This window comes from uncultured Rhodoblastus sp., assembly GCF_903903185.1.
Lineage (GTDB): Bacteria > Pseudomonadota > Alphaproteobacteria > Rhizobiales > Beijerinckiaceae > Rhodoblastus.
Genome location: NZ_CAIUXT010000068.1, coordinates 19,705 through 46,684 on the forward strand (window position 1 = coordinate 19,705; position 26,980 = coordinate 46,684).

28 protein-coding genes, 2 tRNA genes and 3 pseudogenes are annotated in these 26,980 nt (G+C 60.7%); 8 read left to right on the forward strand and 25 right to left on the reverse strand.

The features are described from left to right. Positions 1 to 3: 3 nt before the first annotated feature. The 5 genes from QZY01_RS06015 to QZY01_RS06035 form a co-directional block, all read right to left on the reverse strand. The gene (locus tag QZY01_RS06015) at positions 4 to 1,449 is read right to left on the reverse strand and encodes a deoxyribodipyrimidine photo-lyase (protein WP_342394877.1); all 1,446 of its coding nucleotides are present in this window, start codon (positions 1,447 to 1,449) and stop codon (positions 4 to 6) included. Continuing rightward, complete coding sequence (locus QZY01_RS06020; protein ID WP_294534613.1) at positions 1,446 to 1,799, reverse strand: TfoX/Sxy family protein; 354 nt, start codon at positions 1,797 to 1,799, stop codon at positions 1,446 to 1,448. The genes QZY01_RS06015 and QZY01_RS06020 overlap by 4 nt, the downstream gene beginning before the upstream one ends. A 91-nt stretch (positions 1,800 to 1,890) precedes the next feature. Next, on the reverse strand, positions 1,891 to 2,661 hold the full coding sequence (locus QZY01_RS06025; RefSeq protein ID WP_294534616.1) for a pseudouridine synthase: 771 nt from the start codon (positions 2,659 to 2,661) through the stop codon (positions 1,891 to 1,893). Continuing rightward, on the reverse strand, positions 2,658 to 3,563 hold the full coding sequence (locus tag QZY01_RS06030; RefSeq protein WP_294534618.1) for a class I SAM-dependent methyltransferase: 906 nt from the start codon (positions 3,561 to 3,563) through the stop codon (positions 2,658 to 2,660). Before QZY01_RS06030 ends, QZY01_RS06025 begins: the two co-directional genes overlap by 4 nt. Before the next feature lie 123 nt (positions 3,564 to 3,686). After that, positions 3,687 to 3,762 (reverse strand) — tRNA-Asn (locus QZY01_RS06035). A 196-nt stretch (positions 3,763 to 3,958) separates the two neighbouring features. On the opposite strand from QZY01_RS06035, the gene QZY01_RS06040 reads away from it, so the two are divergent. Continuing rightward, positions 3,959 to 4,032, forward strand: a tRNA-Cys gene (locus QZY01_RS06040). A 359-nt stretch (positions 4,033 to 4,391) separates the two neighbouring features. Further along, positions 4,392 to 5,180, forward strand: a pseudogene (locus QZY01_RS23840) (type IIL restriction-modification enzyme MmeI); the annotation flags it as partial. A gap of 6 nt (positions 5,181 to 5,186) precedes the next feature. Here the strand turns inward: QZY01_RS23840 and QZY01_RS23845 are convergent. Next, positions 5,187 to 5,393, reverse strand: coding sequence for a hypothetical protein (locus QZY01_RS23845; protein ID WP_342394879.1), 207 nt, complete (start codon positions 5,391 to 5,393; stop codon positions 5,187 to 5,189). A gap of 186 nt (positions 5,394 to 5,579) precedes the next feature. Between QZY01_RS23845 and QZY01_RS06050 the strand changes: the two are divergent. After that, positions 5,580 to 7,820 (forward strand): annotated as a pseudogene (locus tag QZY01_RS06050) (DNA methyltransferase); the annotation flags it as partial. A 123-nt stretch (positions 7,821 to 7,943) separates the two neighbouring features. Here QZY01_RS06050 and QZY01_RS06055 read toward each other — a convergent pair. The 16 genes and pseudogenes from QZY01_RS06055 to QZY01_RS23850 all read right to left on the reverse strand — a co-directional run bounded on the left by QZY01_RS06055 (position 7,944) and on the right by QZY01_RS23850 (position 19,012). Next, positions 7,944 to 8,384 carry a hypothetical protein gene (locus tag QZY01_RS06055; protein WP_294534620.1) on the reverse strand — a complete coding sequence of 147 codons (441 nt, stop codon included), beginning with the start codon at positions 8,382 to 8,384 and terminating at the stop codon, positions 7,944 to 7,946. Continuing rightward, positions 8,359 to 8,721: a hypothetical protein gene (locus QZY01_RS06060; RefSeq protein WP_294534623.1), complete on the reverse strand. Its 363-nt coding sequence runs from the start codon at positions 8,719 to 8,721 to the stop codon at positions 8,359 to 8,361. The genes QZY01_RS06055 and QZY01_RS06060 overlap by 26 nt, the downstream gene beginning before the upstream one ends. Before the next feature lie 128 nt (positions 8,722 to 8,849). Beyond that, positions 8,850 to 9,671, reverse strand: a complete 822-nt coding sequence (locus QZY01_RS06065; RefSeq protein WP_294534624.1) for a TIGR04255 family protein — start codon at positions 9,669 to 9,671, stop codon at positions 8,850 to 8,852. Positions 9,672 to 10,025: 354 nt separating this feature from the next. Continuing rightward, on the reverse strand, positions 10,026 to 10,346 hold the full coding sequence (locus QZY01_RS06070; RefSeq protein WP_294534627.1) for a helix-turn-helix transcriptional regulator: 321 nt from the start codon (positions 10,344 to 10,346) through the stop codon (positions 10,026 to 10,028). Positions 10,347 to 10,624: 278 nt separating this feature from the next. Then, positions 10,625 to 11,857 (reverse strand): annotated as a pseudogene (locus tag QZY01_RS06075) (terminase family protein); the annotation flags it as partial. Continuing rightward, complete coding sequence (locus tag QZY01_RS06080) at positions 11,841 to 12,497, reverse strand: hypothetical protein (RefSeq protein ID WP_294534629.1); 657 nt, start codon at positions 12,495 to 12,497, stop codon at positions 11,841 to 11,843. The pseudogene QZY01_RS06075 and the gene QZY01_RS06080, both read right to left, overlap by 17 nt. A 96-nt stretch (positions 12,498 to 12,593) precedes the next feature. After that, positions 12,594 to 12,815 (reverse strand): hypothetical protein, encoded by a 222-nt coding sequence (locus QZY01_RS06085; protein WP_294534632.1) that lies wholly within the window; start codon positions 12,813 to 12,815, stop codon positions 12,594 to 12,596. Between the two features lie 13 nt (positions 12,816 to 12,828). Further along, positions 12,829 to 13,104: a hypothetical protein gene (locus QZY01_RS06090; protein ID WP_294534634.1), complete on the reverse strand. Its 276-nt coding sequence runs from the start codon at positions 13,102 to 13,104 to the stop codon at positions 12,829 to 12,831. Continuing rightward, positions 13,101 to 13,448 (reverse strand): hypothetical protein, encoded by a 348-nt coding sequence (locus tag QZY01_RS06095; protein ID WP_294534636.1) that lies wholly within the window; start codon positions 13,446 to 13,448, stop codon positions 13,101 to 13,103. Before QZY01_RS06095 ends, QZY01_RS06090 begins: the two co-directional genes overlap by 4 nt. Positions 13,449 to 13,451: 3 nt before the next feature. Next, positions 13,452 to 14,135, reverse strand: coding sequence for a hypothetical protein (locus QZY01_RS06100; RefSeq protein WP_294534638.1), 684 nt, complete (start codon positions 14,133 to 14,135; stop codon positions 13,452 to 13,454). A gap of 387 nt (positions 14,136 to 14,522) precedes the next feature. Then, positions 14,523 to 15,707, reverse strand: coding sequence for an AAA family ATPase (locus QZY01_RS06105; protein WP_294534641.1), 1,185 nt, complete (start codon positions 15,705 to 15,707; stop codon positions 14,523 to 14,525). Beyond that, on the reverse strand, positions 15,704 to 15,952 hold the full coding sequence (locus tag QZY01_RS06110) for a hypothetical protein (RefSeq protein WP_294534644.1): 249 nt from the start codon (positions 15,950 to 15,952) through the stop codon (positions 15,704 to 15,706). Before QZY01_RS06110 ends, QZY01_RS06105 begins: the two co-directional genes overlap by 4 nt. After that, on the reverse strand, positions 15,949 to 16,269 hold the full coding sequence (locus QZY01_RS06115) for a hypothetical protein (protein ID WP_294534647.1): 321 nt from the start codon (positions 16,267 to 16,269) through the stop codon (positions 15,949 to 15,951). Before QZY01_RS06115 ends, QZY01_RS06110 begins: the two co-directional genes overlap by 4 nt. Positions 16,270 to 16,460: 191 nt before the next feature. After that, positions 16,461 to 16,700, reverse strand: coding sequence for a hypothetical protein (locus QZY01_RS06120; RefSeq protein ID WP_294534650.1), 240 nt, complete (start codon positions 16,698 to 16,700; stop codon positions 16,461 to 16,463). Positions 16,701 to 16,823: 123 nt separating this feature from the next. Beyond that, entirely contained in the window at positions 16,824 to 17,489 is a 666-nt protein-coding gene (locus QZY01_RS06125; RefSeq protein WP_294534652.1) for a hypothetical protein, read from the reverse strand. Further along, positions 17,486 to 19,012, reverse strand: coding sequence for a site-specific integrase (locus QZY01_RS23850; protein ID WP_342394878.1), 1,527 nt, complete (start codon positions 19,010 to 19,012; stop codon positions 17,486 to 17,488). The genes QZY01_RS06125 and QZY01_RS23850 overlap by 4 nt, the downstream gene beginning before the upstream one ends. Before the next feature lie 649 nt (positions 19,013 to 19,661). On the opposite strand from QZY01_RS23850, the gene QZY01_RS06135 reads away from it, so the two are divergent. Beyond that, positions 19,662 to 20,531 carry a group III truncated hemoglobin gene (locus QZY01_RS06135; RefSeq protein WP_294534655.1) on the forward strand — a complete coding sequence of 290 codons (870 nt, stop codon included), beginning with the start codon at positions 19,662 to 19,664 and terminating at the stop codon, positions 20,529 to 20,531. Then, positions 20,528 to 21,274: a YkgJ family cysteine cluster protein gene (locus QZY01_RS06140; protein ID WP_294534658.1), complete on the forward strand. Its 747-nt coding sequence runs from the start codon at positions 20,528 to 20,530 to the stop codon at positions 21,272 to 21,274. Before QZY01_RS06135 ends, QZY01_RS06140 begins: the two co-directional genes overlap by 4 nt. Before the next feature lie 18 nt (positions 21,275 to 21,292). Here the strand turns inward: QZY01_RS06140 and QZY01_RS06145 are convergent, their stop codons facing one another. Continuing rightward, on the reverse strand, positions 21,293 to 22,132 hold the full coding sequence (locus tag QZY01_RS06145) for an EcsC family protein (protein WP_294534661.1): 840 nt from the start codon (positions 22,130 to 22,132) through the stop codon (positions 21,293 to 21,295). A gap of 358 nt (positions 22,133 to 22,490) precedes the next feature. Between QZY01_RS06145 and QZY01_RS06150 the strand changes: the two genes are divergently transcribed. The 3 genes from QZY01_RS06150 (at position 22,491) to QZY01_RS06160 (ending at position 24,838) form a co-directional block, all read left to right on the forward strand. Then, positions 22,491 to 23,102: a transglutaminase-like cysteine peptidase gene (locus QZY01_RS06150; RefSeq protein ID WP_294534664.1), complete on the forward strand. Its 612-nt coding sequence runs from the start codon at positions 22,491 to 22,493 to the stop codon at positions 23,100 to 23,102. A gap of 153 nt (positions 23,103 to 23,255) precedes the next feature. Continuing rightward, the gene (gene queA, locus QZY01_RS06155; RefSeq protein ID WP_294534667.1) at positions 23,256 to 24,326 is read left to right on the forward strand and encodes a tRNA preQ1(34) S-adenosylmethionine ribosyltransferase-isomerase QueA; all 1,071 of its coding nucleotides are present in this window, start codon (positions 23,256 to 23,258) and stop codon (positions 24,324 to 24,326) included. A gap of 92 nt (positions 24,327 to 24,418) precedes the next feature. Further along, positions 24,419 to 24,838 carry a hypothetical protein gene (locus QZY01_RS06160; protein ID WP_294534670.1) on the forward strand — a complete coding sequence of 140 codons (420 nt, stop codon included), beginning with the start codon at positions 24,419 to 24,421 and terminating at the stop codon, positions 24,836 to 24,838. A 95-nt stretch (positions 24,839 to 24,933) separates the two neighbouring features. Here QZY01_RS06160 and QZY01_RS06165 read toward each other — a convergent pair whose 3' ends face one another. Together QZY01_RS06165 and QZY01_RS06170 are read right to left on the reverse strand one after the other, a co-directional pair. Then, positions 24,934 to 25,584, reverse strand: a complete 651-nt coding sequence (locus QZY01_RS06165) for a 2OG-Fe(II) oxygenase (RefSeq protein ID WP_294534672.1) — start codon at positions 25,582 to 25,584, stop codon at positions 24,934 to 24,936. 66 nt (positions 25,585 to 25,650) lie between these two features. Beyond that, positions 25,651 to 26,859 carry an alkane 1-monooxygenase gene (locus QZY01_RS06170; protein WP_294534675.1) on the reverse strand — a complete coding sequence of 403 codons (1,209 nt, stop codon included), beginning with the start codon at positions 26,857 to 26,859 and terminating at the stop codon, positions 25,651 to 25,653. Positions 26,860 to 26,980 lie beyond the last annotated feature (121 nt).

The following is a 26,980-nucleotide window of genomic DNA, read 5'->3' on the forward strand; positions in this document are numbered from 1 at the left end:
AATTCATGCCGACCCGCCGCCGGAAATTTGCTCGAAAGCCGCAAGCGCCCGGCGGCGGGCGAAATCGTGGTCGATCAGCGGCGCGGGATAGTTGCGCCCCGGTTCGAAGCCGGCCCCCGCGAGGACGGCGGGCGGCGCCATCCATGGCCTGTGGATGAAACTATTCGGCAAGCCCGCAAGTTCCGGGCAGAAACGGCGGACATAGGCGCCGTCGGGATCGAATTTCGCGCCCTGTAGCACCGGATTGAAAATGCGAAAGAAGGGCGCGGCGTCGGCTCCGCTGCCGCCGACCCATTGCCAGCTGGCGGAATTATTGGCGGCGTCGGCGTCGGCGAGCGTATCCCGGAACCAGGCTTCGCCTTCGCGCCAGTCGATCAAGAGATGTTTGGTCAGGAACGAGGCGCAGACCATGCGGGCGCGATTATGCATCGATCCGGTCGCCCATAATTCGCGCATCCCGGCGTCGACCACCGGATAGCCGGTCCGGCCTCGCTTCCAGGCTGTCAGCGCCGCCTCGTCGCGCCGCCAGGGAAAGCCGTCGAAGCGCGGATTGAAGTTGCGGCTGGCAAGATCGGGAAAGGCAAAGAGCAGATGGTAGGAAAATTCGCGCCAGCCGAGTTCGGACAGAAATTTATCGCCGCCGCCGCGAGCGCTGACGGCATGAAAAATCTGGCGCGGCGAGATTTCGCCGAAATGCAGATGGGCGGACAGGCGCGAGGTCGCGTCTTGGTCCAGGCGGTCGCGAAGGGCGGCATAGGCATCGAGTTTCCGGTCCAGAAAATCATGCAACCTCTGCAACGCCAACACCTCGCCTGCGGCCGGATCGGGAAACGCCCCCGCCCAGTCGGGATTTTTCGGCGCCAGAGCGAGATCGGCGAGCGCCGTTCGCGGCGGCGCATCCAGCGGCCATGGGGCGGGACGAAGTGCTTCCGGCGGGGGGGCAGGCCTCGACGGGACAAGATTCGCTCGCAGGGCGCGCCAGAACGGCGTGAAAACCTTGAAGGGGCCGCCGTCCTTAGTAGCCACCTCCCAGGGTTCGGCCAAAAGCGCGCCATTGAAGCTTGCAACCTCGCGGCCGGACGCGCGCAACAAAGCCTTGAGTTGCTTATCCTGTGCGATTTCCTCCGCTCCATAGCGCCGGTTCCAGAAAATTTTGACCGCCGACGCTTTTTCGGCCAGACGGGGCAGCGCCTGTTCCGCGGCGCCGCGCAAGAAATGCAATTCGCCGCCCCGGCGCGCTATTTCCTGGGCCAGCGCCCGGAGGCCAAGATTCAGCCGCCATCCGCTGGCGCCGCCAAGGGCGCCGATTGCTGCGTTACGTTCGTCGTGAATGTAGAGGCACAGCAGCGGCAAGCCGCTGGCGCAGGCCGCCGCCAGCGCCGGATTGTCGGCGAGGCGCAGATCGTTGCGAAACCAGAGCAGGGCGGTCGGCTGGGGCAAGGGGATCAATCCGGTTTCCTGCCGCGCGCCGATGGACGCGGCTTTTTCGGCGTGGGTGGCGCCAGGCTTTCATCGGTCAGGACGAAGAGCCGGGTCATGAATTCCTGATCTTCCCAACATTCTTCGCCGATCAACAAATGGCGCCGGGCTTTGGGATAAGGCGCGCCCTCGCTTGGCGCCGCCAGCAGCTTGCGCCCGGCCTCGCTCGGTTTTACGTAAAGCCGATCGTCGCAGACCAGAGCGATCACCCGGCCGCTTCGATAGATCGCAAATTCGCCGAACATTTTTTTCGCCCGCAACGGCCCCGCGCCGGCCGCTTGTTCGAGAATGAAATCGACGATGGATTGCTGCGAGGCCAAGGCGGGTTCCGGCGGGAAATGGGCCCGCCCAAACGAACGTGGTTCGAAGGCTTCGTCAAGCCCCGTTGAAAACCCAAGTCGGCGCGCGGCGTCAGTCCGATATTGCCGGCGCGGCGAAAATCGCCTCGATTTCGAGTGCGTCGAGCAGGCGAAAGGCGCCCGGCGCGAGATTTTCGTCGAGGGTCAAGCCGCCGAGCGTCTCGCGATGCAGCGCGACGACATGATTGCCAACAGCGGCGAACATCCGCCGCACCTGATGATAACGGCCTTCATTAAGCGTCACCCGCGCCTCCCTGGCGCCAAGAATTTCGAAGCCGGCCGGACGCAGCGGCTTGTCTTCCCCTTCCAGCATCATCGCGCCGGAGGCGAAAAGGTCCGCTTCTTCGCCGCCCAAATCGCAGGCGAGCAAGGCGCGATAAATCTTGGCGACTTTTCGGCGCGGGGAGATGATTTTATGCAGAATCGCGCCGTCGTCGGTCAGCAGAAGCAGGCCGGAGGTTTCCTTGTCGAGCCTTCCCACAGTGGAAAGCGCGGGATCGCGTCGCCGCCAGCGTTCGGGCAACAGGCGATAGACCAGAGGCCCGGCCTCCTTGTGCGAACAGGTGACGCCAGGCGGCTTGTGCATCATCAAGACCATGCCAGGCAGGGGGTCGAGGGCCTCGCCGTCCACCGTTAGCCGGGCGGAAAAGTCGGGCGTGAGCGCGACGCGCCCGATTTCGCGCAAAACCGCGCCGTCGAGCCTGATGCGGCCGTTGCGAGCCAGAATCTCGATTTCGCGGCGCGAGCCATAGCCGAGATTGGCGAGCAGACGGTCGAGCCGACAGGCGCTTCGCGGAAAACCGCTTTTGTTCGGGGAACTCATTTGCGCGCTTCGACAATTTTGTAGCCGCCCTCCTCGGCGACCGCGCGGACTTCGCGAAAACTGCGGGCCAGCGCCGCCTCGTAAGGGAGATGACGATTGGCGACCAGCCAGCACTGGCCGCCCTTGCGCAGCACGGTGGCGGCCTTGTCGATGAAGGCGAGGCCGAGCGACCGGCTTTCCGCGCCGCCTTCGTGGAAGGGCGGGTTCATCGCCACGAAGTCGAGCGGCTCCAACCCCTGCAAGTCGCGCGCGTCTGCCCAGACGATGTTCGCACGCGCGTCGGCGACATTATGACGGCAAAGCGCGACGGCGCGCCGGTCACTATCCACCAGGGTCAGGTTTTTTACGCGCCCGGACCGCAGAATGGCATGGCCAAGCAGGCCGAGGCCGCAACCGAAATCGGCTCCGCGCCCGGCAAATTCCGGCAGATGGCGAAGCAGCAGCGCGGTTCCCTTGTCGATCCGGTCCCAGGCAAAGACGCCTGGCTGGGTCCACAGGCCGAGAAGTTCGGAAAAGCGCGGCGCCCCGGCGGTTATAGCGGCATCGAGGGCTTTCGGGTCACCGGTGGCGGCGGCGGCGCAGATGCGATGATGACGTTTCGCTGTTTCGTGGGCGGGGCAGCCGAGTTCCGCAAGTTCCCTCGCCAGCCGACCGCCGCCCTTGTCCTTGGGGGCCATGACCAGAAAAGGCGCGCCCGGCGCCAATGCCCGCAGGGCCAGGGCGAGGGCGCGGCGACGTTCGATGGCGCCGGGCGGGGCGAACATGACGAGATCGGGCAGCGCGCCGGGGGCAATTGCCTCGAGGTCGCCGGAAGCGGGGCGCAGCGGCGAAAATTGGCGCGCATCGGCGGCGATGTCGGCGAGTTCTGGCGGCGGGGCGCCATAGAAATGGTGGAAGGTCATATTTTCCGAAAATTCGAACGGTTGCGACGCTGGAAACGACGAGGCCCGTTCAGGCGAAACGGTAACGTGTTCTCGCGAGGAAAAAATGCGTCGCAGCGACATACCTTGCGGGTAAAGGGGAGGTGGCTCCCTGAGCAGGACTCGAACCTGCGACAAAGCGATTAACAGTCGCTTGCTCTACCAACTGAGCTATCAGGGATCACGTTCGCGATGAGCGGCGTATAGCAGCGTGAATTAGGAATGAAAAGCCCAAAAAGACTTTTTCACGACACCGGCCTGAAGGGCGGCGGGGGCCGTTGGAAGCAAATGGTCGAACGCGGTTAGACTATTGCCGCCAGGCGCGGCTTGCTGCTATAGGCGTCCTGTCGACGACGATTTCGTGTTTCGGCGCCTGAGGCCTCGTGGCGGAGTGGCTACGCAGAGGACTGCAAATCCTTGCACCCCGGTTCGATTCCGGGCGAGGCCTCCATAAAATCAATAACTTACGGGCATAAAAAAAGACGCTGAAATTTGCGTCAGCGTTTCGTCAGCCTGATGCTGCTGTTGCTCGTCAGCATCGCCGGCCCTCACATACGGCCCATGCCTTGCGCCTTGTACTCGCGCCAGTCTGGCGTCACGGCCGCGAGATTGCCGCCGGGTGGCAGTCCGGTCGGTCCGCGCATTGATGCAAGCTAATGATGGACGCGGCGTCTGCGCCCGCTATGCTGGCCAATGCGCTTTCCCCAAGACGTCATCATGCCAGCCTCAGCCTCACTCTTGAACAAAGTCGATGCGTTCGTCGCCCGCTGGCAGGGGCGCGATGGCGGTCAGGAACGCGCCAATTACGCGATGTTCCTGCGCGAGTTGTGCGACGTGCTCGGACTGCCTCCGCCGGACCCGGCCGGCGATCCCGAAACCAACGATTATGTTTTCGAGCGCGTCGTAAAGGAGCCCAGCCGCGACGGCGCTGTCGCGTCGCGCCGGATCGATCTTTATAAGCGCGACTGTTTCGTCCTGGAGGCCAAGCAGTCCCGTCAACAGAAGGGCGGCGACAAGGAGGTCCACGGCCAGGCCGATCTGTTCGTCGCCGAAACGCCAGCGCGCGGGCGGCGCGGGTCGGGTCTCGCGTGGGACGTGCTGATGGTCAATGCTCGCAGCCAGGCCGAAAATTACGTCCGCTTGTTGCCCGCCAGCCATGAGCCGCCGCCCTTCGTCATCGTCTGCGATGTCGGCCATTGCTTCGAGGTCTATGCCAACTTCCGGCGCGACGGCAAAGCCTTCGACCAATTCCCCGACCGCCAGTCGTTTCGCATTTTTCTTGAGGACTTGCGCCGACCTGAGGTGCGGGAACGTCTCGCGACGATCTGGTCCAATCCCCTCACGCTCGATCCGGCGCAAAAATCGGCGCGCGTCACGCGCGACATTGCCCGACGTCTGGCGGCTGTTTCCAAGGCGTTGGAGGCGCAAAGATTTCCGACCGAAGAGGTCGCGATGTTCCTTATGCGCTGCCTTTTCACCATGTTCGCCGAGGACGTCGGCCTCCTGCCCGAAAAGTCCTTCAAGGACGTGCTGGAACGTTGCGAGAGCGACCCCGACACGTTTCGGCCCGATGTCGGCCAACTTTGGGAGGCCATGGACTTGGGCCTATACGCCCATGCGATCCGCAGGAAAGTGGCGAAATTCAATGGCGAGTTTTTCAGCCGTCGCACCGTTCTTCCGCTGGGCCGCGAGGAAATCGGCGAACTGCGGCAGGCCGCGTCCTATAACTGGCGCGACGTGGACCCGTCGATATTCGGAACCCTGCTTGAACAGGCGTTGGACCCGAACGAACGCCGCCGGCTCGGCGCGCATTACACCCCGCGCGTTTATGTCGAGCGCCTTGTCGTGGCAACGATCATCGAACCGCTTCGCGCCGAATGGGCCAATTCGCTGGCGACCATTGAGCGCAAGAAAGGCGAGATCGCCGCGTTAGGCAAGCATGACGACCGGCGCGACGAAATTTTCAAGGAAGCCCGCGCCATAGCTGTAAAATTCCACGGAACGCTTTGCGCGACGCGCGTTCTAGACCCGGCCTGCGGCACCGGCAATTTCCTCTATGTCGCGCTGGAATTGATGAAGCGCCTTGAGGGCGAAGTCATCGACGTGGTGGAGGCCTTGGGCGGGCAGGAAGAAGCGACCTGGCTTGACCGCCAGAACGTCGATCCGCATCAGTTTCTCGGAATTGAGATCAACCCGCGCGCCGCCGCCATCGCCGAACTGGTTTTATGGATCGGCTTCCTGCAATGGCATTTTAGAACCCGCGCCGATCCGCCGCCGGAACCGATTCTCCGCGCCTTCAAAAACATCGCGGTCAAGGACGCCGTGCTCGAAGCCGACATTTCACTGGCGCGCGACGCGGCGGGGAAGCCGATCACGCGGCACAACGCCGAAGGCGAACTGGTCGAAGTCTACCAATATGACAAGCCGCGCCGCCCGGACTGGCCGCCGGCGGAATATATCGTCGGCAATCCGCCCTTTATCGGCAAGGGGGGATTGATGCGCGCTGCGTTCGGCCAAAAGTATCTCGATGCTCTTTGGGCAGCGAATAAGGACATGAACGAGAGCGCTGATTTCGTTATGTTTTGGTGGGATCATGCAGCCGAGCTTTTGATCCGGCCGAAAACCGTCCTGCGGCGTTTCGGCTTTGTGACGACCAACTCCCTAACCCAGGTTTTCAATCGTCGAGTAATCGAACGGCATATCGGCGCAAAAAAGCCGATATCGATTATCTGGGCTGTGCCCGATCATCCATGGATCAAAATATCGCCCGACGCCGCTGCTGTGCGTATTGCTATGACGGTAGCTGAAGCGGGAACAAAATTAGGCACCCTCCATGAGGTGGTCCGGGAAGCGGCGCTTGATACTGATGCCCCTGTCGTTGACCTCGGCACCCAAGACGGAAGAGTGAATTCGGATTTAACGATTGGCGCCGACCTTACGTCGGTTACGAAGTTGAAATCGAACACCGGCGTGTCAAGTAATGGAATGCTTTTGGCTGGCCGCGGTTTCGTTCTGTCAAAATCGGAGGCTTCGCACTTTACGCAACAGGGCGCGGGCGTCGACACCAAATTTATTCGCCCTTACATCAATGGTCGCGACCTGCTTTATGGGTGGCCTGGCCGACAAATAATTGATTGCTGCGGCTTTGATGTTGATGACCTTCGCAATTTACATCCGAAGATTTATCAACACCTTTCAATCACAGTGAAGGTCGAACGAGAAGCTGTCGCAGCTCGAACATCCGTTCGCGACGCACGGGAGTATGCGCGCAACTGGTGGAAGTTTGCGAAGCCACGTCGCGATTTTCGCGACGCTTTGGCCGGAACGGCCCGCTTTGTCGGCACAACGGAGACGGCGAAACACCGCATTTTTCAATTCATCGACACGGCCTTCGTTCACGATCATATGGTGATTGGGTTTGCGCTCCCGGACGCGTTTGCCTTGGGCGTCTTGTCATCGAGATGGCATGTCTCTTGGGCATTGCGCGCGGGTGCCTGGCTCGGAATTGGCAACGATCCGCGCTATTCAAAATCCCGTTGCTTCGACCCCTTCCCATTCCCCGCCGCCGACGACGTGCAAAAGCAGCGCATCCGCGCTGTAGCCGAAGACCTCGACGCCCATCGTAAGCGTGTGCTTGCCGATCATCCGCATCTGACCTTGACCGGGCTCTATAACGTGCTGGAAAAGCTCAAGGGCGGCACGGCGCCAGAGGCGCTCGACGACGCCGACCGGCGCATTTTCGACGACGGCCTCGTGCTGATCCTCAAGGAGTTGCACGAGAAATTGGACGCCGCCGTCGCAGACGCCTATGGCTGGCCGCTAAATCTTGCCGACGAAGAGATTTTGGCCAGCCTCGTCGCGCTCAACAAGGAGCGGGCCAAAGAGGAAGCGCGCGGCCTGATCCGCTGGCTTCGCCCGGACTATCAAATCCCGCGCTTCGGTTCGCCGAAGGAAAAGGCCGAACTCGATCTGGTCGGCGGCGGAATGGCGGTCGAATCCGCCGCTCCGGCCGGCCCCAAGCCCGGCTTCCCGGCCGAAGATGTAATGCAGACCGCTGCCGTCATGGCGGCGCTGGCCTCGGCCGAAACCCCGCTCGACGCCGACGCCCTGGCCCGCGCCTTCAAGCAGGGCCGCAAAGTCTCGTACAAGATCGCCGCCATCCTCGCCGCGCTCGCCCGCGTCGGCTTTGTGACGACAACGGACGGCGGAAAAACTTTCGCCTTACGCCGCGCAGCATAGCCGCTGCCGACCGTTGAAGTTGGCAAGCACAAGGGCATCTCGACAAGCCGCTCTGGCGAGACGCCGCGCGGGTGAGCATAGCTCCGACTGCCCAATTATAATCGACCTTCGTCCAAAACGCGCCTATTTAGGCTTGTTTGGAACCACAAAAATTTCGGCAATGGACAAGAGTTTGTTTTGGACCTTTTTCGAAAATGTGCCCCAAACCTCTCCGTGGAAGGGATTGGCCGGGATGATAGGCTCATAGCCGACCTTTAGTCCTTGCTCTCGCAGGGCTCCTGCCAAGAAGCGAAGTGCGCCGATGTAGGGCGGCGTCAAAATGAAGGTTTTGGGATCGTGTCCGGCCTCTTCGATCAAATGCTGCAGATCAACTGACATTCCTCCGTTCGGGCCACTCGATGGCTTAACAGCCATGGATGACGGGCGCTCGGCCTGTATTTTCTCGTCATAAACCCAGAGAAGAGGCGAAATGCGCCGGATCACACCTTCGCCATCGCCAATTCCAGGATGGTCGTGCGGCACAATTTCGCCATTTGCATCACGCGGCGGAGGATCGAGCGGCAATGGCGGCCTCCGACATTTCAGCAAGCCAGCCGGCCACGATCGTAAAATCGTTCGTCAGATGAAACTCTTCGCCATCTTCGGCGGCCGTGGCGCTCAATCTCCACGCATGGACGTCATATGGCCCGATGACGTGGAGTTCGATATCCATCGCCGCCGTGTGCCACTCAATCTGCAGGTCACCGTCGGGCCCAGGAACAATTTGCGGCGCCGGAGCGTCCATTGGGCAGGCCGAACCCAGCATATTCAGAGCAAAAGTCGCGTTGAAAAAGGAAACGGCGGGCGCGCAATAACCATCCCATCCGTCTTCAAGCTTACACAACTCCCCGAGTCGGGACATAACTTCTCGCCTCCAATTGTGCAGAGGCTCAGAAATAATTCGCGACGAAAAGGCTGAATGCGAAGCGACGTTAGCATTTGTTATTGTTTGTAAATGTCGTGTGAATGCTGCGCTGGTCTCTGCTCGTTTCAAATGAGCCTCCCCCAGATTTTGTGGGCCGAATCACTGGTGATTGCAGTAAACTCCTCTACTATCACGGCACGGCCCCGCTTCAAAAAATCGATCGATGCGACGATCGATGAGCCGGACGGGCGCCCTCGCACCGTCAAAGTCAGAACAAAAATTCGGCGTCCGCGTGGGTCAATCGCGGAAGCCAATTCGCAGGACAGGCGACCGTACGGCCCCTCATGATCGCTTCTTAGTGTGCGGCGCCAAGTGGCCGAAACATCGTCTATCGGCCAATCACCAAGATTAAGAACTCGAAACCAATCCTTGACGGCGCTTGATTCGCTCTTGTCTATATTGATGTGGTTAATATAGGAAATTTCAGCTTGGTTACAATTTAGAGATTGCACAGATAGCCCGCTAAAATACGTTTCTAGGCGCTGCAACTCGTCATCAAATTTGACTATCATATTTTCGAAACGCGGATATTGATTGGATTGGTCGCCAACTTTCCGCCAATTATGCAGCAATCGATCATGCTGAAACTGAATCAGTTCATCCTTACTGGGCGTGAGAAACCAAAAACGGTCATGCTGTGCGCCTGTCACAAAACCAAAATTGATCATTGGACCGGCTGGCGAGAGGCCAAAAGTTTCAAATGACGGCGGTATAGGCGGCTGTTCTTCGACGAGAGGGAAATCAGCCCGGTAAAGTCCCCAAACCTCTCCCGCCCGGATTTGTTGATAGCCACGCGCGGGCACGAATTGAACACCAATGACCACCTCGTTCAATGGAGGGTCACGATAGTCCGGGAGGTGCTCAGGGCGCGTAAGAGATTCGTGCATCGTGTCTCCTATATAGGCGCTTTCTTTAGCTCTCATTAACTTTTTGTCGCGCCGTACGCTTATCTCAAGCTTACGTTACGAGCGGGCGCACGAATTGCTCCAGAATGGCCAATTCACGCCAGCGCAACCTGTCGAACAGGCAAAGGCGAAGGGATTGGCGACGACAGATCGTGCAGGCGACCGGAGAACGGATGCCGCTCCCGCCAGTCACCGAACGAGAACCATGCGATTTTATGGAATTTTATCATTATGCCATGATCGTGGGTCGAAAGCTAGGCTTACAGGTCGAAGCAGTTACGGCGGCAAGCGTTTGCCAGCGCATCCGCAGCCGTCGTCTGCACGCCAGCGACTTTTTCACCCGGCAGCCGCCTCGATTTGTGCGACTCCGGCTGCCAGAAGCCCCGGCGCGTCGCTCTCGACAACCTGCGCCGGCAAGCACAAGGGCGGCGGGTTCCGATCGATCATCGCAGCCCTGGCCTTGGTCAATTCTTCCGCGAGCGAGATACCGTGACAGACCAGGGCGAGTTGTGACCGGGTGCACGTGCCTGTCTTTCGAAGGACCGTCGAAACCAACGCTTTTACGGTGGCCTCGCCGATTCCCAGCTCATAGGCGATTTGCTTGTTCATGAGGCCGGCGCCGAGGAAACGAAAAACTTCTTCTTCGCGCGGCGACATTTGATCGCCTTTTTTGATTGGACCTCCAAAGCTCATTGCGACTCCTCCTTGGTAAAACCATGCGCGAGGAGCGGCAAAGCATCCTCTTCGTCCGCAACTTCAATGATGCGATCGGCAGGAATGGCCAAGCATTGGCCGGAACGCAGATAGACGGTTGAAGGACCTTCCGGCGCGCGAAGGTGGGTCAGAGCGCCCGCCTGACCGTCTATGAGCCCGCCGCGCCCCTGCGCAGCCATTTCCAAGCGCAAGAATCCGAGGAAGTTTTCCAGACCGTCCGGGGCGCCAACCATCAATTCCGACATAGCCCAAACCAGAGCGTCCAAATGGTCCGGGCTTCCGCCGCCGGCCATTCCGCCGGGCGAAAATTCGCACATTTGGTCCTCAAGCGCTGGAAATGCGCCGACGTGAAAGACGCGGTTTTGCTCATAAAGGGCGCTCACGGGTTCCGCGCGCGCGATTTTCCCGCGCGAGGCATGAACGGACCTGTAGGAGACGGATGGATCGATGACGCGGATGGTGTTTTCGACCATTTCGCCGCCGTTGTTCGTTTCGGCAATGATCCGGTCCGCGCGGTGTTTGTGATAGGCCGCAACCGCCTCGCGCGCCCATTCTGTCGGCGTCATGCGCCCGCTGCGATCTTCAAGCACATAGCCCTTGCCGTCCTGGCCAAGGCCCGCGACGATAATTCCCGTTTCGTCCGAATCTTCCCCGCTTGTCGCCGCCGGATCGATCGCAACCACGATGCGCCGCATTTCGGGCAAATCGACAAACCGGACGCGCGCCCTTTCGATCATTTCCCGCGTCCAGAGCGCGCCGGGCGTATCGGTCAAAAGCTCGCCGTCGAGTTCCTGGCGGCCAAGCCGAGTCCCTGCATATTGGCGTTCGACGGTCGACAGAAACGAGGACGCAAGGTTCGCGGCATTGTCCGCCGTCCGGCCGCGCGTTATCGCAACGTCGCGCGGATGTCGCGCGATGAGGTCGCGAATCAGCTTCGTCGGCTTCGGAGTCGTGGTCACAATGCAGCGCGGACGCGAGCCAAGCCGCAGACCGAATTGCAGCATGTCCCAAGCCTCAGGGAAGCGCCACGCCGCCAGTTCGTCGCACCACGCGGCGTCATGCTGCGGCCCGCGAAGGCGCTCCGGTTCGTCGGCGGAATAGGTCGCGGCTTGCGCCCCGTTCGCCCAGGTCAGGCGACGCTTGGACGGCTCATAGACCGGCCGGTTCCAATCGGGCGAACAGGCCAAAATCCCGCTTTCGCCTTCGACCATGACGTCTCTGGCATCGCCGGCAGTCGGCGCAACCAAGGCGATGCGGCGCTTGCCGGCGGCGATCTGTTCAAGCGCCCATTCCGCCCCGGCCCGCGTCTTGCCGCTGCCCCTGCCTGCCAGATAGAGCCAGATCGACCAATCGCCTTCCGGTTCGACCTGTTCGGGCCTGGCCTTCGCGCGCCATGAATTTTCCAGCGCGGCGGCGAACTGGCCAAAGATCGAAGAGTCATTCTGCGGCAACATCGATCGCCTCGCATTTCCTGACTTCGATCATGGGCGGCGCTGCATGGCCCTCAAGCCGGCGAAGGGCGGAAATGACGGCGGCGCGAGCCTCTGGAAAGGGCGCCAGCGCGCGGATGACTGTCGCTTGCAATTCGACAATCGCGGGATTCGACATGACGGCGACGTTGTTGTTGATCGTCACGCCGCCCGGAGCGAGCTGGCGAATTTCGCCCGTCAGCTTGCCGATCTCGCGCAAGGTTTCCAGAAGCCGGCCCGCTATGACGCTTTGCCCGTTCCTGTCGCCAGCGTCGCAAGCCGCGTCGAAGGATTTGAAGAGGCGGGCCCTCACGTGGTCGAACGAATCCAGAAGGCCGATGCTTTTTTCGTTGGCCTTTTCCGCCAATTGCTCGGAACTGAGGCCCGGCCCGCCAAGCAGTTCGGCCTTGCGTTCCTTCGGGACATGATTCGTCCAATGACGCCAAATCTGGTCGCGGCTCAAGCCCTCGAACTTTTTCGACAGTGAGTCGAAGGACGCGCCGCCCGCGCGCAAGAGTTCAAGCCGAGCGCGGTCAGGATGGTTGCAGATGAGGCATTGCGGGCCGCTTCGCCAGTTCCTGGGGCGCTTCGTCTTCGGCGGATTGGCGGGGATTCCCTTGGGCAATTTCCCGTTCCCTTCAAAAATTGCGCGGCGGCGCCACGGAAAGCCATCGCAGCGCCGCCGCTCTTTCGCCCGCCATGCGCGCCGGGCGAAAACGATTTACACGACGGGGACCGATGCGCCGCCCGGATACTTGAACGCCCAACCGGCCTGCATGAGCGCGGGAGCGTATTTGGAATTGACCAAAATCGAGCCGTCCGCCGCAGGTTTGACAGACTCGGCGTCGAGATGGATTTGCGTGGGGACATTTCCGCCGTTGGCGAGAACCATCGTCACCATGGTTACGGCGCCGGTCGCGGTCTGAGTTGTGCTTGTGGTCATCTGTTTTCACCTTTCAAGGGAAGCGCAGCGGCTTCAAATGCGCGGTCTTGATCGCCGCCTCAGCGCGAAGGGATGCGACGTGCATCGCCAGTAGGCTGATAACTTCCTCTCCCTGGCGCTCGGCCGCGCGCCGGGCCGCCGCCGTCTTGGCGTCGCGCAAGGCTGCCTTCACGGTATCAACCGCGAGTCGCAGATGCGGCGGAAGATCGGGGGGCGGCGGCGGCGCGAACGGAGGCGTAGATTTGTTCATGCCGTCCGTAACGAGTTTCCTCAGTTCGGTCATCGTCATTGCCTCCAATCGACAGCGCGGCCCGCTGGCGGGCTTTGTTCGGTTTTTGTACCTTGGGTAGCGCAGCCGCGCTCAAGCGTCTTGGCGAGGCCCGCAGAGCTTTCGGACGCGCGAAGCGAGGCAAGTTCGGATTCGAGTTGCGAGATTCGCGCGCGGTCGCTGTCGCAGGTGCCAAAGCCATAGCGCGCGGCCATTTCGTCGGCGGCCTGCTTTTCCAGCGCGGCGATGCGAGAATCGACCTCTCGAAGAGCGGTGACAGTGGCGCGCGCCAGATCGGCGAAGCCGGCGCTCTTCGTGAGGCGCCCGGCGGCCAGAAACGCGGCTTCAAATTCGTCGAGTTTCATCGTTCAAATCTCCCCAAGGCGCCGAATTTCGGACAAGGCCAGCGAATGCGCGGCGGCGACTTCGGCATTTGTCGGTCCGCCCAGGAAATCGGTATCGGGCGCCTTGACGCGCTCAAGCTGCTGCAAAAAGCGAAGCGAAAGCTCCGGCTTGCCTTCGGGCGCCAACTCATGCGCCCTCGAATAGAGCGCTTGGAGAAGGCCAAAACAGGTCGCTGCGCCGGCGCGCGCGGCGGCGAATTTCCGTTCGCAGTCGGCGAAGGTCGCGGCATAGCGCGCCAGCATTTCGACGGAAACCGCCTCGTCGACGAGGGCGCCGAGGTCGCGCGCCTCGACATGCGCCGCCGCGAGTCGGGCTTCGATTTCCTGAATCGCGCTTTCGGCGCCGGCCGCGACGGCTTGAGCGCGCGCCAGTTTTTCCGACGCGACCCGGCGCTCTTCCGTCAAAAACGCTGGCGCCGCGCCTTTGCAGCCGCCGGAAGCCCAGGCTTTGAAAACGGCAATCTCGCGCGCGCCAATTTCGCCGATCTGTTGCAAGACGGCGGTTTCTTCGCTGGCGAGGCGCGTCAGTCGTTCGCGCTCGCTGTTCAAGCCGGCGATTTCCGCGATATGGCGGCGCATCTGGTCGCGCGCTTCCGAAACTGCTTGGGAAGGGGGATTTTCACGTTCGACAATGGCGAGTCGGGACATTGTTTGGCTTTCCGAGTTGTGGTGCGAAAATTCGTCGCGAATAAAGTTTCACCCAATTCACACTGACGCAACACTGACGAAAGTTTTGCATGTCGCCATAAAAATCAATAAAATCATGGGAAAAAACGTCACTTCACAAAGGATTTTAAGTCCTTATCTCGCCTCGCAGCCCTGCTTTTTGGCGCGAATGCATCAGGAAGCCGCCGCGTCGGCGTCCAGGCGAGCGCGGTCTTTTTCTCCGATTGTCTCTTATCCGTACCCCCACCTTGAAAAGTGGGGTGGGGGAAGGTGGGGAAAGTGGGGGCCAATCCCTACCCCCACCACCACCTTCAATAGGGGTGTGGGGGTGGGGGGGGGAAGTTTTGCAGCCAGAAATCAAGGTGGGGGTCAAACGGCGTTTCCGACCTCGACAAATGGCTGATCTTTGCCTTTCGGGCTGGTCCGTTTGATGACCACGAGCGCGCCGCTCTTCTTCCAGATTTTGAGCATGGCGTTGATGCGCACCTTGTCTCGCTTGTCGCTTGCGTCGAGGCGTAGGGCCTGCCCCACGGCGATTCCTACCCAGTCCTTGGCTTGGATGCTGTCTCGCCACTCACCGGCGGCAACAGCCTTTTGCACGTCGCGCAAATCATCGACACAAAGGCCCTCAAGCGGATCGGGCCATTTCCATGCGGTGACGACGCCCACCTCGTCGCCGTTGCCTAGGTTGACGGAAATCAACTTGAGCCAGGACGCCTTTTCCGGCGGCTTCGACAAGTTCGATTTTGCCCCGCTGTCCATCCGCACGTGAGAGCGGCGGTCCTCGACGCCGGATTGATCGGCCTCGCCTTCCGTCATGACGTTGAGGGTTCGGCCTGAGCGTATGGCACCCGAAAGGGATGACGCGCCCCGGCTGTCGTCAATACTGGTCTCTGCCCCGTTGGCCTTGCGGGAATGGTGGACGAGCTCAACGGCGCATTTTGTCTCGCCGGCGATCTTGCCCCAGGTCTTGGCGACGCGATCGATGGCGGGATTATCGTTTTCCGCCACCTGATGCGACGAGACAAACGGGTCTATGAGGGCGACGTCGATCTTGTTCGCCAGGAGGGTCGCGGTTATGTCCTCGACGACGGGAACGGCGACCACAGCGCCAGTCCGAGTTTGTGTCGCCAGAACGATTTCCGTCTCGCGTCCGCTGTTGGTGAAAAGCCAGCCCTCGAAATCTTCGCGCGTCAGGCCGTAGTGAATAGCGGCCGCCATAACGCGCCGGTCTATTTCGTCTTGAGGGTCTTCGCCGTTCCAGAGCCAAACCCGGCAACGTTCGCATGGCTCGATTCCGAGCAATGGTTTACCGCTCGCCATCGTCAAGGCCTCGACGATGGACAAGGAAGATTTACCCACGCCCCCTGGCGCCACGGTCATAGAGACATATTCGCGGATATAATGGCGCGCGTAGAGCCATTGGCGGCGCGGAATATCCTTTGGCTCGATCCAGCGGAAAGGCCTCGCCACAATGCGCAGGGGCCGGGCCGCATTGCGGGGCGGCTCCGGCTCGCCGGGCAGATCGTAAAAGTTAGGCGGCGCGATGTTCATTCCGCCGCCTCGCTTATTTCGGGCCGGGCCCGCGCCCTCATCGCGTCGCGGATCGGCGCGAAGGCCGCGAAGGCACGGCGGCCTGCGCCCCGGAACAATTCCATCGACCAGACAACGCCCGCATCGTCGCCAACTTGAAGGTGTCCAATAATCAGGTCGCAGTAAGCGGCGCAGAGCGCGAATTCTTCGGCCGCAGCCGCTCTCGTTTGCTTATCAATTTCGGTTTTGTCGGGAAGCGCGGTCATCGTCCGCCCTCACTCATTATGCCGGCAATGGCGTCCAGGGCATGCCCCGCAAGTCCCTGCGGCGATCCGCTGGAGTCTCGTGTCATGGCTTTGGCGAGGTCGGAGACAGTCGCGCCGTGCTGAAGCGCAAAGCTGACGAGGATTGCCGTGTCCCGCGCATCGTGGTCGGAGGCTGTGCTATGCTTGTGCGAGTTCAAAAAAAGCTCTGCCGGCCGCTGGTCGGCGAACAGGCCAAGCGTTGCGGTGTATCCAATATTGCGACAGGCAAAATCGAAGGTCGCGGCAGGGCGACGGTTGGGCAATGTTTCGCGCGTCATGGCCGCACCTCGCGCGGCCTGAGTCCAGCGAGAGGCGCGAACCGGCGCGCGAACGATTCGGCGCGAGCCTGTTGCAATTTCGAATCGCGGGCGGTAATTTCATGACCGTCCCCTGACCCTGGAAAGTTTTTGGACCACAACCCGGTTAGCGCCTGCCAGCGCGCCGGGTTTCTCTTTTCCTGCGGCATGGCTCAAGCAACCCTCCGGCGCGCACGGGCTGGGCGCTTTTCAATGGATTGCAGCCATTCGCGCCAGCCGGGCTCGGAATAATAGACGCCGCGATTGATCGTCACATAGGGCGGCCCTTCGCCGCGCTGGCGTTCATTGCGAAGGGTGCGGGTCGTGACGCCGCGCGCCTTCGCCATGATTTCTTCATGAATGTAGCCAGCCAACAAATCGGGGCCGGGGGAAGCCGTTTCGCTGTTGCTCATCTGCGACCTTTGGAATCGCGCGGAATTGCGCGGTAGGCCGCAGAAAACGGCGTTTTCAGGCATCTTAATAGCCGCCGCGATTAAATTGGCGCGGCGATTAGGTGCGGCGATTAAGCGACTTGATTAGGTGCGGTTTTTCCTCCTGCCGGGCTTGCCCCATTCGGGCGCGGCAGAGGCGGCGGCTTCGCTGAAGGCTAAATCAAATTGGCGTTCTGAAATTGTATAAGGGCAGTCTGCAAATAATTCAGCTTTGGGGCGAGGACTAGGAGATTTGTTCATTTCAGAAACAAGCCATTCTTGGCATTTTTTTCGTGAGGCTGAAATCGTCTTAGCCGGATTAAGCTCTGGTGACGGCCACAGCAACGAAATATCTTTTTTATGAACGCGGACGAAGCGTATCAATTCCTCAGCGTTGCTTTTTTCTCTCTTAAGCATACATCCGAACCAATGGATTTCGACTTCAAGTCCAATCGCTGCCCACCATTCCCTTCCAATAGCTGAAAATTCATTTATTTTAGAAAATCGTGTTTTCTCAAAAACCTTATCGCCGTGTGTAAATTCTTTTATATCGCCAATAATATTAAGCTGGCCTTCAGATTTTATTTTACCATCTGCAAGAGCTTTGACAAGTTCGATTTTTGAACGATCCAGTTGTTCCCAGTATCGCGCTCTACCGGCTTGCGACAGATGGTTTAAAAGCGGCTCTTTTTCATTTTCTTCGAGCCGCTCGGCAATAAGCTGCATTGCCTCATAAAGGGTGATGAAAGGCGACTGATAGGTCATTTTCATTCACCCCCGTGCTTCACAAGCGAAATAACGGGGGCCTTGGGCTTCCCGGCGCCGGCGATCTGAGCGGCAATCTTCGCTGCGGCTTCCCTCAGCGGATCGTCGGCAAGGTGCGCATAGCGCTGCGTTGTCCGGGCCTGCGTGTGTCCGAGCAGCCGTCCGATGATTTGGAGACTCAAGCCGCCGCCGGCGCCAATCGACGCAAAGGTGTGCCTCAGGTCGTATATTCTGGCATCCGTCAGGCCAGCGGAAAGCTTCACGCCCGCCGCTGGCGCCAGCGCCTTGCATTCGGCGAGGGCAGGGCGGCGCTTGAGGCTGCTTTCCAGATCGGCAATGAATTTCGCGACCTTGCGATCTTTGGCATCAGCCCAAAGCGCGACCGTCGCCGCCGTCGAAACTTCCTCCCATGCCGTGCGCAATTGTTTCAAGGGCTCGCCGTGCGTCTGTCCGGGGAAAACAAATTCGCTCTTTGAACGCCGCACCGATTTTTCCCGGTCCGCCCTGATCCGCTCCAATAATTCGATTGCGGCGGCGCCCAAGGGCGCGCGGTGGACCTTCCTCTGTTTCGTGTGAGCGGATGGCTTCACCCAAAACCCCGGCTCGGCGTCGAACTGTTCCCAAGTCGCTTGCATGGCCTCGCCAGGGCGGCAACCGGTCAGCATGATAAACCGGATGCAATCGCGGGCCGGCGTCGAACCATAGGCGGCTAGAGCGTCGCTCAGGGCTGCAATTTCGGCCTCGCTGAAAAACCGCTCGTGTCCTTCCTCTTGATTGCGTTCGACGCCCCGGCAGGGGTTCCCCTGGGCTTGATCGCGCCAAGGCGTGTTTTCCCCTTCCAATGGCCTGAGCGCCAGCGAGAACATTTTCGACGCCACGGCAAGGACGCGATTTGCCCGGACCGGCGTTCCCGCCGCCGTGAGGGCGCGGTGAATTGCTTCAATGTCGCCTTGATGGATTTCCGCGACTTTTCGCTCGCCGATCTTGGGCAAGATTTCATTGCGGATCATGGACCAGTCATTTTTTTTCGAGCTTTCGGCCTTTTTCGGCAGATGCTCCCGCTTGTAGCGCTCTGCCAAATCTTCGACCGTTGGCGCTTCGCGGCTTTCCCGCCTTTGTGACGCCGGATCGTCGCCGCGATCGATGCGCTGGCGAAGCTGCTTGGCTTCGATCCTCGCCGCCTCCGCCGTCCAGTCGCCAAAATTTCCGATGGTGAAGCGCTTTTCGCGCCCGTCGACTCGATAGTTGACAAAAAACGAGCGTGAGCCGGTCGGATGGTTTCGCGACGGGGCAAAAACGCGAAGGCCAAATCCAGTTATTTCGGTATCCCAAACGGTCGTGGCGCCTTTCGTCGGGGCCTCAATCGACCTGATGTATTTGTCTGAAAGTTTGGCCGCCATGACATAAAATCCTTCGACCCGCGCCGGCTCTTGCGTCAGTGTTTCGTCAGTGTTTTGGACTGCCGTCAGTCGCCGCAGGTTGCCGTAAAAATCCTTTGCACGCAATATCAATGTACTGATTTTCAGCATATTTTTGGCGTGATTAAAAAAGGTCCGTCAGTATCAAAGGGTTGGAAAAACCTCAAAAATGCGCCTGCAAATCCTTGCACCCCGGTTCGATTCCGGGCGAGGCCTCCATTATTTCAAAGACCTGCGAAACATGAAAACCGTTACGAAAAGGTCGTCAGCGGCTTGTCCGTTTTCGTGCGCCCGACGGGCGAATTGGTCGCAGGCGGAGCGTCAGGCAAAAAAGCCAAATCTCAGGCAGCCTCCGTACGGTCAGGATTGCCGCCGCCTTAGAGCCCTCCAGGGGAAATCCGACACCGCGCCGCAGAGATTCGACGGCGCCTCCTTGAGCCGCCTCGACGACGCGGCAACCAAAAAGCTGCCTCGGTTATTTTAGCGCCTATGCGGCTTTGCCGGGGGATCTTCCCATTGGTTTTGGCGGCGCGGAATGGCTCCGGCGCGCCGGGTTGCGGATGGGGCCTTTTCGGCGGGGTTTTGTGCAGGCGGCGCAGATTTGTGACGGCCTTGTCGAACCCGCGTCAATAGCGTCGTGAAAGTTCGCGGCGCTTGGCCGCAAAAGGACCCTCCGGCGCTCGAATATCTGGCGCAAAAATTGCTGCGCGCGAAAAACGAAAAACAGGCGAGAGGGAAAAATCGCCGAAAGGGACGAAACATGCCGTCGTCTTCCCGCCCCCATCCTTCCGGCGCGCCCGACGTTTCACCCCTGCCGCTTGCGCAAAAGAACTTCCCGAATTTTCCGCTCGCCGAAAGCGGGGCTCAAATCGCCTTCGCCGGCCTCGCCTTTTCCGCCGGCGATCCGGCCCACTTGAGCGGGCTTTTTGCGCTGACGCGGCGGATCGGCGCCTATCTCTATCCCGCGTTGATCGGCGAAGCCGAAGATATGGCGGCGGCGCTGGCGCAGGCGCATAGGGATGAGCCGGTTCTCGCCTCGGGCCTCGCCGACGGGATCTTCTGGATAGCCCGAGGCAATGCGCGCCAGCGCCATCATATCCTGCGCGATCTGGTCGGCAAATATGATCCGCCGCTCAATGGCGATGATCGCAAGGGCCGCGCGGCCCCGGAAATCGCGGCGTTCGCGCCGGACCGCGCCAGCGACCTCATCAAGGGTGAAGCTGGACGCGGCGCCGAGCCGGTCGCGGTCAGCGAGAAAGAGTTGCGCGAGCTGGTGCGCGCCTTTTACGCAGAGGCGTTGCAGGATCCGCTGATCGGCAAGGTTTTCGCGCGCAATGTCGCCGACTGGAATCATCATTTCGACATTGTGCAGAATTTCTGGTCGCGCGCGCTGCTTGGCACGACCCGCTATACCGGGAGCCCTTTCACTCCGCATTTGTCGCTCGGTCTCAAGCCGGAATTTTTCGACCGTTGGATCGCCTTGTTTCAGAACATCGCCAAGCGCCATTTGCAGCGGGCTGCGGCGCGCGTCGCCATCGCTCGCGTCGAACATATGAGCGTTTGTTTCCAGGCCGGCCTGTTTCCGCCCAAAATGTCCGCAAAATCCATCAACGGAGAGGAAGTGGCATGAGCGAACAGGAAACCGCCGAGGGCCTGCGGGCTTTTTTCAACGCCATGCGCGACAATTTCTCGACAATTTTGGCGCAGGGAGCGGGCGACCCTCGTCTTATCGACGTTTTGGCGGCGCAGGCCGGCGACAATTATGAGAAAAACGCCGAAATTCAGAGCGAGGGCCTGCCGTCCCCGGCCTGTTGCAAAGGGTGCGATACCTGCTGCTGCCTGCAGGTCGCAGCGACGGCGCCGGAAGTTTTTCACGCCGCCCATTTCATCCGCCTGACCGCGCAGGCTTTCGCCGCCCATGGCGTCGATCTCGCCAAAAGGCTTGAACAGGCGCGGGAGTCGTTCATCGGAAAGGACCAGGACAAACGCTTTTTTTCGCGGACGGCCTGTCCGCTGATCATCGGCGGCGCCTGCGCTATATACGCTGCGCGACCGCTCGCCTGTCGCGGCCATGTCTCCTTCGATGTTCAGGCCTGTATCGCTGCGGCGGAAGGCCGCGACGTCGAGGTTCCCGCCTCGCAGGCGCACAAGACCGTGCGCGCGCTGGTGCAGAACGCGCTGCAGGCGTCGCTTCGCGAGGCCGGACTGGGCTGGGGCGCTTATGAATTCCTTATGGCGCTGGATCGCGCCTTGCAGGACCCGAAATGCGAGGAGAATTGGCGCCGGGGAGGCGATGTGTTCGCTGACCTGCAACTGGGTTTGGCTGATTCTGGGGAACTGGCCGCGACCTTCGACGCCCTCAAGATGGGCTGACGTTCTGGCCCGCTTTCCTTACGCGGCCGGCGGCTGGATTTCGTCCGGGATGCGCGCGGCGGCGATGCGTTGATATTCGTCGCGTACATAGACGCCGCCGTAGCGCCGCTCCAGCCGGCGCACCGTGAAATGACCTTTGGCCAGCGACTGGAAATGATCGATAAAGGCGATATTGATCGCCGCGCCGCCGAAGGCGCCGATCGCCGGCGTCGCCTGCGCGAGCATTTTCTGGCTGACGACGAGGCCAAAACGCGTCCCGAGCTGCGCCAACAGCCGGATCAGCGCCGGCGCGGTTTCGTCGATCAGTCCCCGGCTCGCGATATAGCGCGCGGCCTCCGTGACCGAACGCGCCAACAGGGTGCGAACGGCGAAATAGCCGGATTCGGCGACATTGGCGCCGACCTCGCGTCCGTCGAGCGCAAAAACCTCCAGACAGGCCAAAGCCGCTTCGGGATCGTCCAGATTTTCGCCCTCCGCGCGGGCGATGTCGGCGATGGAGCGCAGCATCACAGTGGTGGTCAGCGGCAGTTCGAACGGCAGGCTGACAAGACCCAGAGCGCCGCCTGCCGCGCCGGAAGCCGCCGCCATGATCTTATGAGAGCGATTGCGGTCCCGCATCGGCCGGCCGGCCAGGCTGCCGATGGCCGCCCGCAAGGCCGCACGCATCGCCGCCAGGGCCGCTCCGTCGATGATCTTGCTCACCCTTTCAGGCGCAAAACCCTTGGCGAAGTTCAGCTTGCGGCCAACTGCCCGGGACAGGCGCAAGGCCGGGCCGACATGCTCCAATCGCTGGACGGCGTCGATGAGCGCGGCGTGGTCGGCGGGGGACATCTTGCTGGTGTCGAACTGGATATTCATGCGCGGCTTTCCGTGGCGAGTTTCAGAAATGGCGGCTTTGGGCCAGGAATCAAGAGCCGATCAAGGGCTGAAAAAGAGCCGAACGAGACCCGAATTAACCGTGAAACCGGGACGAAGGTTAAAATCGACGCTTACCAAAAAATGGACGCCCGACCCTTCGGCTCCGGGAATCGCCGTCAGACTCCAGCAAAATGCGAGGATAGCGGCGAATGCCGACAATTTGATGGTTTCACGGCAGTATTTTTTTACTTAACTCGAACAACGCAGAAAATGAACGGGTTTGTCTAAAATGCGGCATTTTTACTTATCCTGATGCCAAAGCGCGGCGGTCAATATTGCCCTATCGAAGGGATACGACATGCGCTTCATTTCACTCAGGACCATCGGCTTCACTCTCGCCCTCGCTTTCGCTGCGCTCGCCAGCGGGCCGGCCTCGGCTGCCCAGGATGTTGCTTATGCGTCGGTAGGCAATGAAACCAGCATTCCCTTCGGCTGGATGGAATTCTGCCAGCGCTATCATAACGAATGCGATGCCTCCGGCGTCGCCGCCGACGTCAATCTTACCGAAAAAGCATTGCATGAAATCCGCCAGGTCAACGCCTGGGTCAATCGCAGCATCGAAGCCGTGTCGGACATGGACCATTGGGGCGTGGTCGATCGCTGGGACTATCCGATGGACGGCAAGGGCGATTGCGAGGATTTCGCGCTATTGAAACGCAAGATGCTGATCGAAAGGGGGTTTCCGCGTCAGGCGCTGTTGATTACGGTGGTCCGCGACCAGCAGAACGAAGGCCACGCCATTCTGACCGTCAAGACCAACGCCGGCGAATTCATCCTTGACAATCTGACCGATGAGGTAAAGCCGATCACCCGCATCAGCTATCGCCTGGTGAAGCGCCAGAGCCAGGAAGATCCCAATGTCTGGGTGGCGCTCGGCCCGGTCGCCGCGCCGGTCTATGCCTCGCGCTGATTTTTCCGAACCCTCGAAGCACATCGCGCAATAAAACCCTGCTGGCGAGGCGGGGTTTTTATTTGTTTTCGTTGCGGCGTCGCGGTAACGGGGCGTCCGTGTGGGTTTGTCTGCCAAATCATTGGCGGCCATCATGGTCTGGCGGTTTCAAAATTGCGTGTCGATCTGTTCGATTTTGAGCTGCCGGAGGAGCGCATCGCGCTGCGGCCAAGCGATCCGCGCGAAGCGGCGCGGCTTCTCGTCGTCGCGCCTCAGGGCCTGAGGGACGCACTCGTCGGTGACCTGCCGGATTTCCTGCGGTCGGGCGACGTGCTGGTGGTCAATGACGCGCGCGTGATTCCGGCGCAATTATTTGGCTGGCGGGAACGTGGCGGGATGCGTGCGCGCATTGACGCGACCCTTCACAAGCGCGAGGGCGATTCGCATTGGCGGGCTTTCGTGCGGCCAGCCAAAAAGCTCAAAGTTGGCGAGACGGTGTTTTTCGGCGGCCCGAGGGAGAGCGCCGCCTGTCAAATGGGTGCGCTTTGGGCCAAGGCCGTCGAGAAAAACGACGGCGAATTCCTGTTCGCCTTCAATCTGAGCGGCGCGGCCCTCGACGAGGCGATCGATATTCATGGCCACATGCCCCTGCCACCCTATATCGCCGCCCGGCGTTCGGACGACGCGCGCGACATTAGAGATTACCAGACTCTGTTCGCGGAAAAATCTGGCGCGGTGGCGGCGCCGACCGCCGGGCTTCATTTCACCGAAAAACTCGTCGCGGCGGCGTGGCTTGCCGGCGCTTCAATCGAAAAAGTGACGTTGCTGGTCGGCGCCGGCACGTTCTTGCCGGTCAAGGCGGATGATACCGCCGATCATGTCATGCACAGCGAATGGGGCGAAATCGACGCGGCTACGGCGGCGCGGATCAATGTGGCGCGGGCGGCGGGCGGGCGGATCGTCGCCGTTGGAACGACGAGTCTGCGCATCCTCGAGAGCGCCGCCGATGCCGATGGACGGATTCGGCCCTTTGCAGGCGACACCGCCATATTTATTACCCCAGGCTACCGGTTCCGCACGGTCGACGTGCTGATGACCAATTTCCACTTGCCGCGCTCGACCCTTTTCATGCTGGTCTGCGCGTTTTCGGGGATGGAAAGCATGAAGGCGGCCTATGCCCATGCGATCGAGAAGCGCTATCGCTTCTATTCCTATGGCGATGCCTGCCTTCTGCTGCGGGAGTGACGATCCGGCGCTTGACCTCGAGTTAATGGGCCCCTTTGCCGGCGTCCTTCTTCTGCTATATGAGATTACGGCGAACTGCGGCCGCTGAATTCTTGAAAGGCGCGCAAGAGTCGTCGTCGCGGACAAGTCGTGGATCGGAGAGGCGCTCCGCCGGGGCTCCGGCAAGAGGTTTTTGGAGATTGACGATGGATTTGGTCGTAAAACGCAAGTCTGCCTCTGTTTTCGCGAGCGGGCTGCTGGCGGCGGTATTGTCCACGGCGCCGGTGCGGGCGGATGGCGACATGCTTTTTGGCCAGCCGGCGCCACAACAATTCCTGCTCAACAAAATGCTGAATCCGCAAAGCAGCCAACACGCCGGAGGCAATGGACAAACCGCGGGGTCCGCCAATGGTCAAGCCTCAGGAGGCAACGGACAGGTTGCAGCGGGCGAAGCGGCGGAAGCCGATGAAGACGGACCCGGCCCCTATCCGAAGCGTTATTTGCTCAACAAGTTGTTCGACGCGAACAAGTGATTTAGGCTTCCTGCCGCCGCGCGATTGGGTTTGGCAGGCGACGCGCTCGCCCATCAGCTTTCGGCGCGCCGCTCGCCTGGGTCAAACCGCCCGTCTTACGCCGCCTTTTGCGCGATATGGCCGATGCCGAACAGGCGCTTGAATTTTTTCACCCGGTTCGACCAGCGATGGCGGGCGACTTCGCGGTCGCGCGCTTCGACGTCGGTGCAATAATTCAGCATCACGTAGCGGCGCGGCCCGACGAAAGGCTTGTGGCCATGCCAGGAATTGGGCTGGACACGGAAACAGACCGCGAGCCCGCCCTGCGGCGCCACTTCGGCGGCATAATCCTCGAGGTCCGTTCCCGAGCGCAACACCCGCAACTTGCCACCCTGCGTATCGGCCCAGTCGTCATTGAGATAGAGCAGCAGGGTCGCCACCTTGAATTTGGAATCGGCGTGGATGCGTCCGTCCTTGGCTTGGCAGTTGCAGCGCAAGGTGACCATGGTGGGGCGCCCGGTCAGGTCGATGCCGAGCTTTTCGCCAATGATGTTCCGCACCTCCGGTCCCTCCAATTCCTTGAGGAGACTGTCGAAACTCGGGCCGTACGAGGCCATTTCGGGCAGGAACAGACCGCCCATGTCGATCTTCGGATAATCCCGGATCGCGTCGGCGACGGCCTGCGGCGAAAGCAGGCCCGGCGTCACGGAATAGGGAAAAGGATCGGTCTGGGTGGCGGAGGCGCGAAAGGCGTCGTAATTCAGCATGGCGTCATCCCGCTATTGGCAACAGGCCTGTTTAATTTGGTCGCCAAAATTGCTCATTGACGCATGTCAAAGGCTTTGACGCCCGTCGGAAGCATTTTCGCCCCATCTCGCCAGAATATTTTCGCGCTGCGACGGCTCGACGTTGATCTTTGAAAAATCGCCGCCGACAAAAGCCACCAGCGCCGGATCGACCATGCGCCGCCACAGCCAGGGCAGCAGCACGATGAGGCTCATTCCGGCATAGCCGGTCGGCAATTGCGGCGCCTCTTCGCAATGGCGCAGCGCGGCGTAGCGGCGCATCGGAAAAGCGTGATGATCCGAATGGCGCGGCAGCCGATAGAGCAGGATATTGGTCGCCAGATGGCTGGAATTCCAGGAATGGCGCGGTTCGCAGGGCTGGTAGCGGCCGTCGGCGCGCTTTTCGCGCAACAATCCGTAATGCTGCAGGTAGTTGATCATTTCCAGCATGGTCAGGCCGATGAAGGCTTGTAGCAGCAGCCACGGCAGCGCGCTCCAGCCGAGCCAGGCGACGAGGCCGGCGAAAAGCACGAAACTGAGCGCCCAGGCGTTGAGCGTATCGTTGCGCCAACTCCATGGCGATCTGCCGCGCTGCGCCAGCCGCTGCGTTTCAAGCCGCCACGCGGCGCTGACGCCGCCAAACAGGGTGCGCGGGTAAAAAGTGTAAAAGCTTTCGCCCATGCGCGCCGAGGAAAAATCTTCCGGCGTCGCCGCCCAGACGTGATGGCCGCCGTTGTGTTCGACGGTGAAATGGCCAAAAAATGTCGGCGCCAGCACGATTTTCGCCAGCCAGATTTCGGGGAAAGTTGGTTTATGGCCAAGTTCATGGGCGTTGGCGATGGCGATGCCATTTGATATTCCGAGCGTGACCGCGAGACCGAATGAATCGACAAGGCCGAGGCCGCCATGAACCAGCATCCAGGCGCTCCAGATCAGCGACGCATATTGGATCGGCATCACCGCGCAGGCCAGCATGCGATAATAGGAATCGTTTTCTACAGCCCCGGCACTTGCGATCGAGCAGCCCGACCGGTCGACGCCGATAACCAGATCGAGGGCCGCGACCACGCCATAGACGAAAATCAGGCCAAACCACCAAAACAGCGGCTGGGCGGTCGCCCGGACCAGCACGAAGGCGAGCAGGGGCAGCGCGGGCGGCAGGACGCCCATCAGCCAGAGCCAACGCTTTGTAAGGTGAGCATTATCCTCCCGGGCGGGTTCGGGCCGGCTTGGCGAGAATCTTCTGGCCTCGATCAAGGAGCGCTCCAGCGGATGACCATACGATTTTATCGCAGGTTCGAGATTGGGTATAATTTTTTTGGTTCTGAAATTCTCGCCGGCTCGCCCTCGGCTACCAAATGCGGAAATGTCTTTCCCT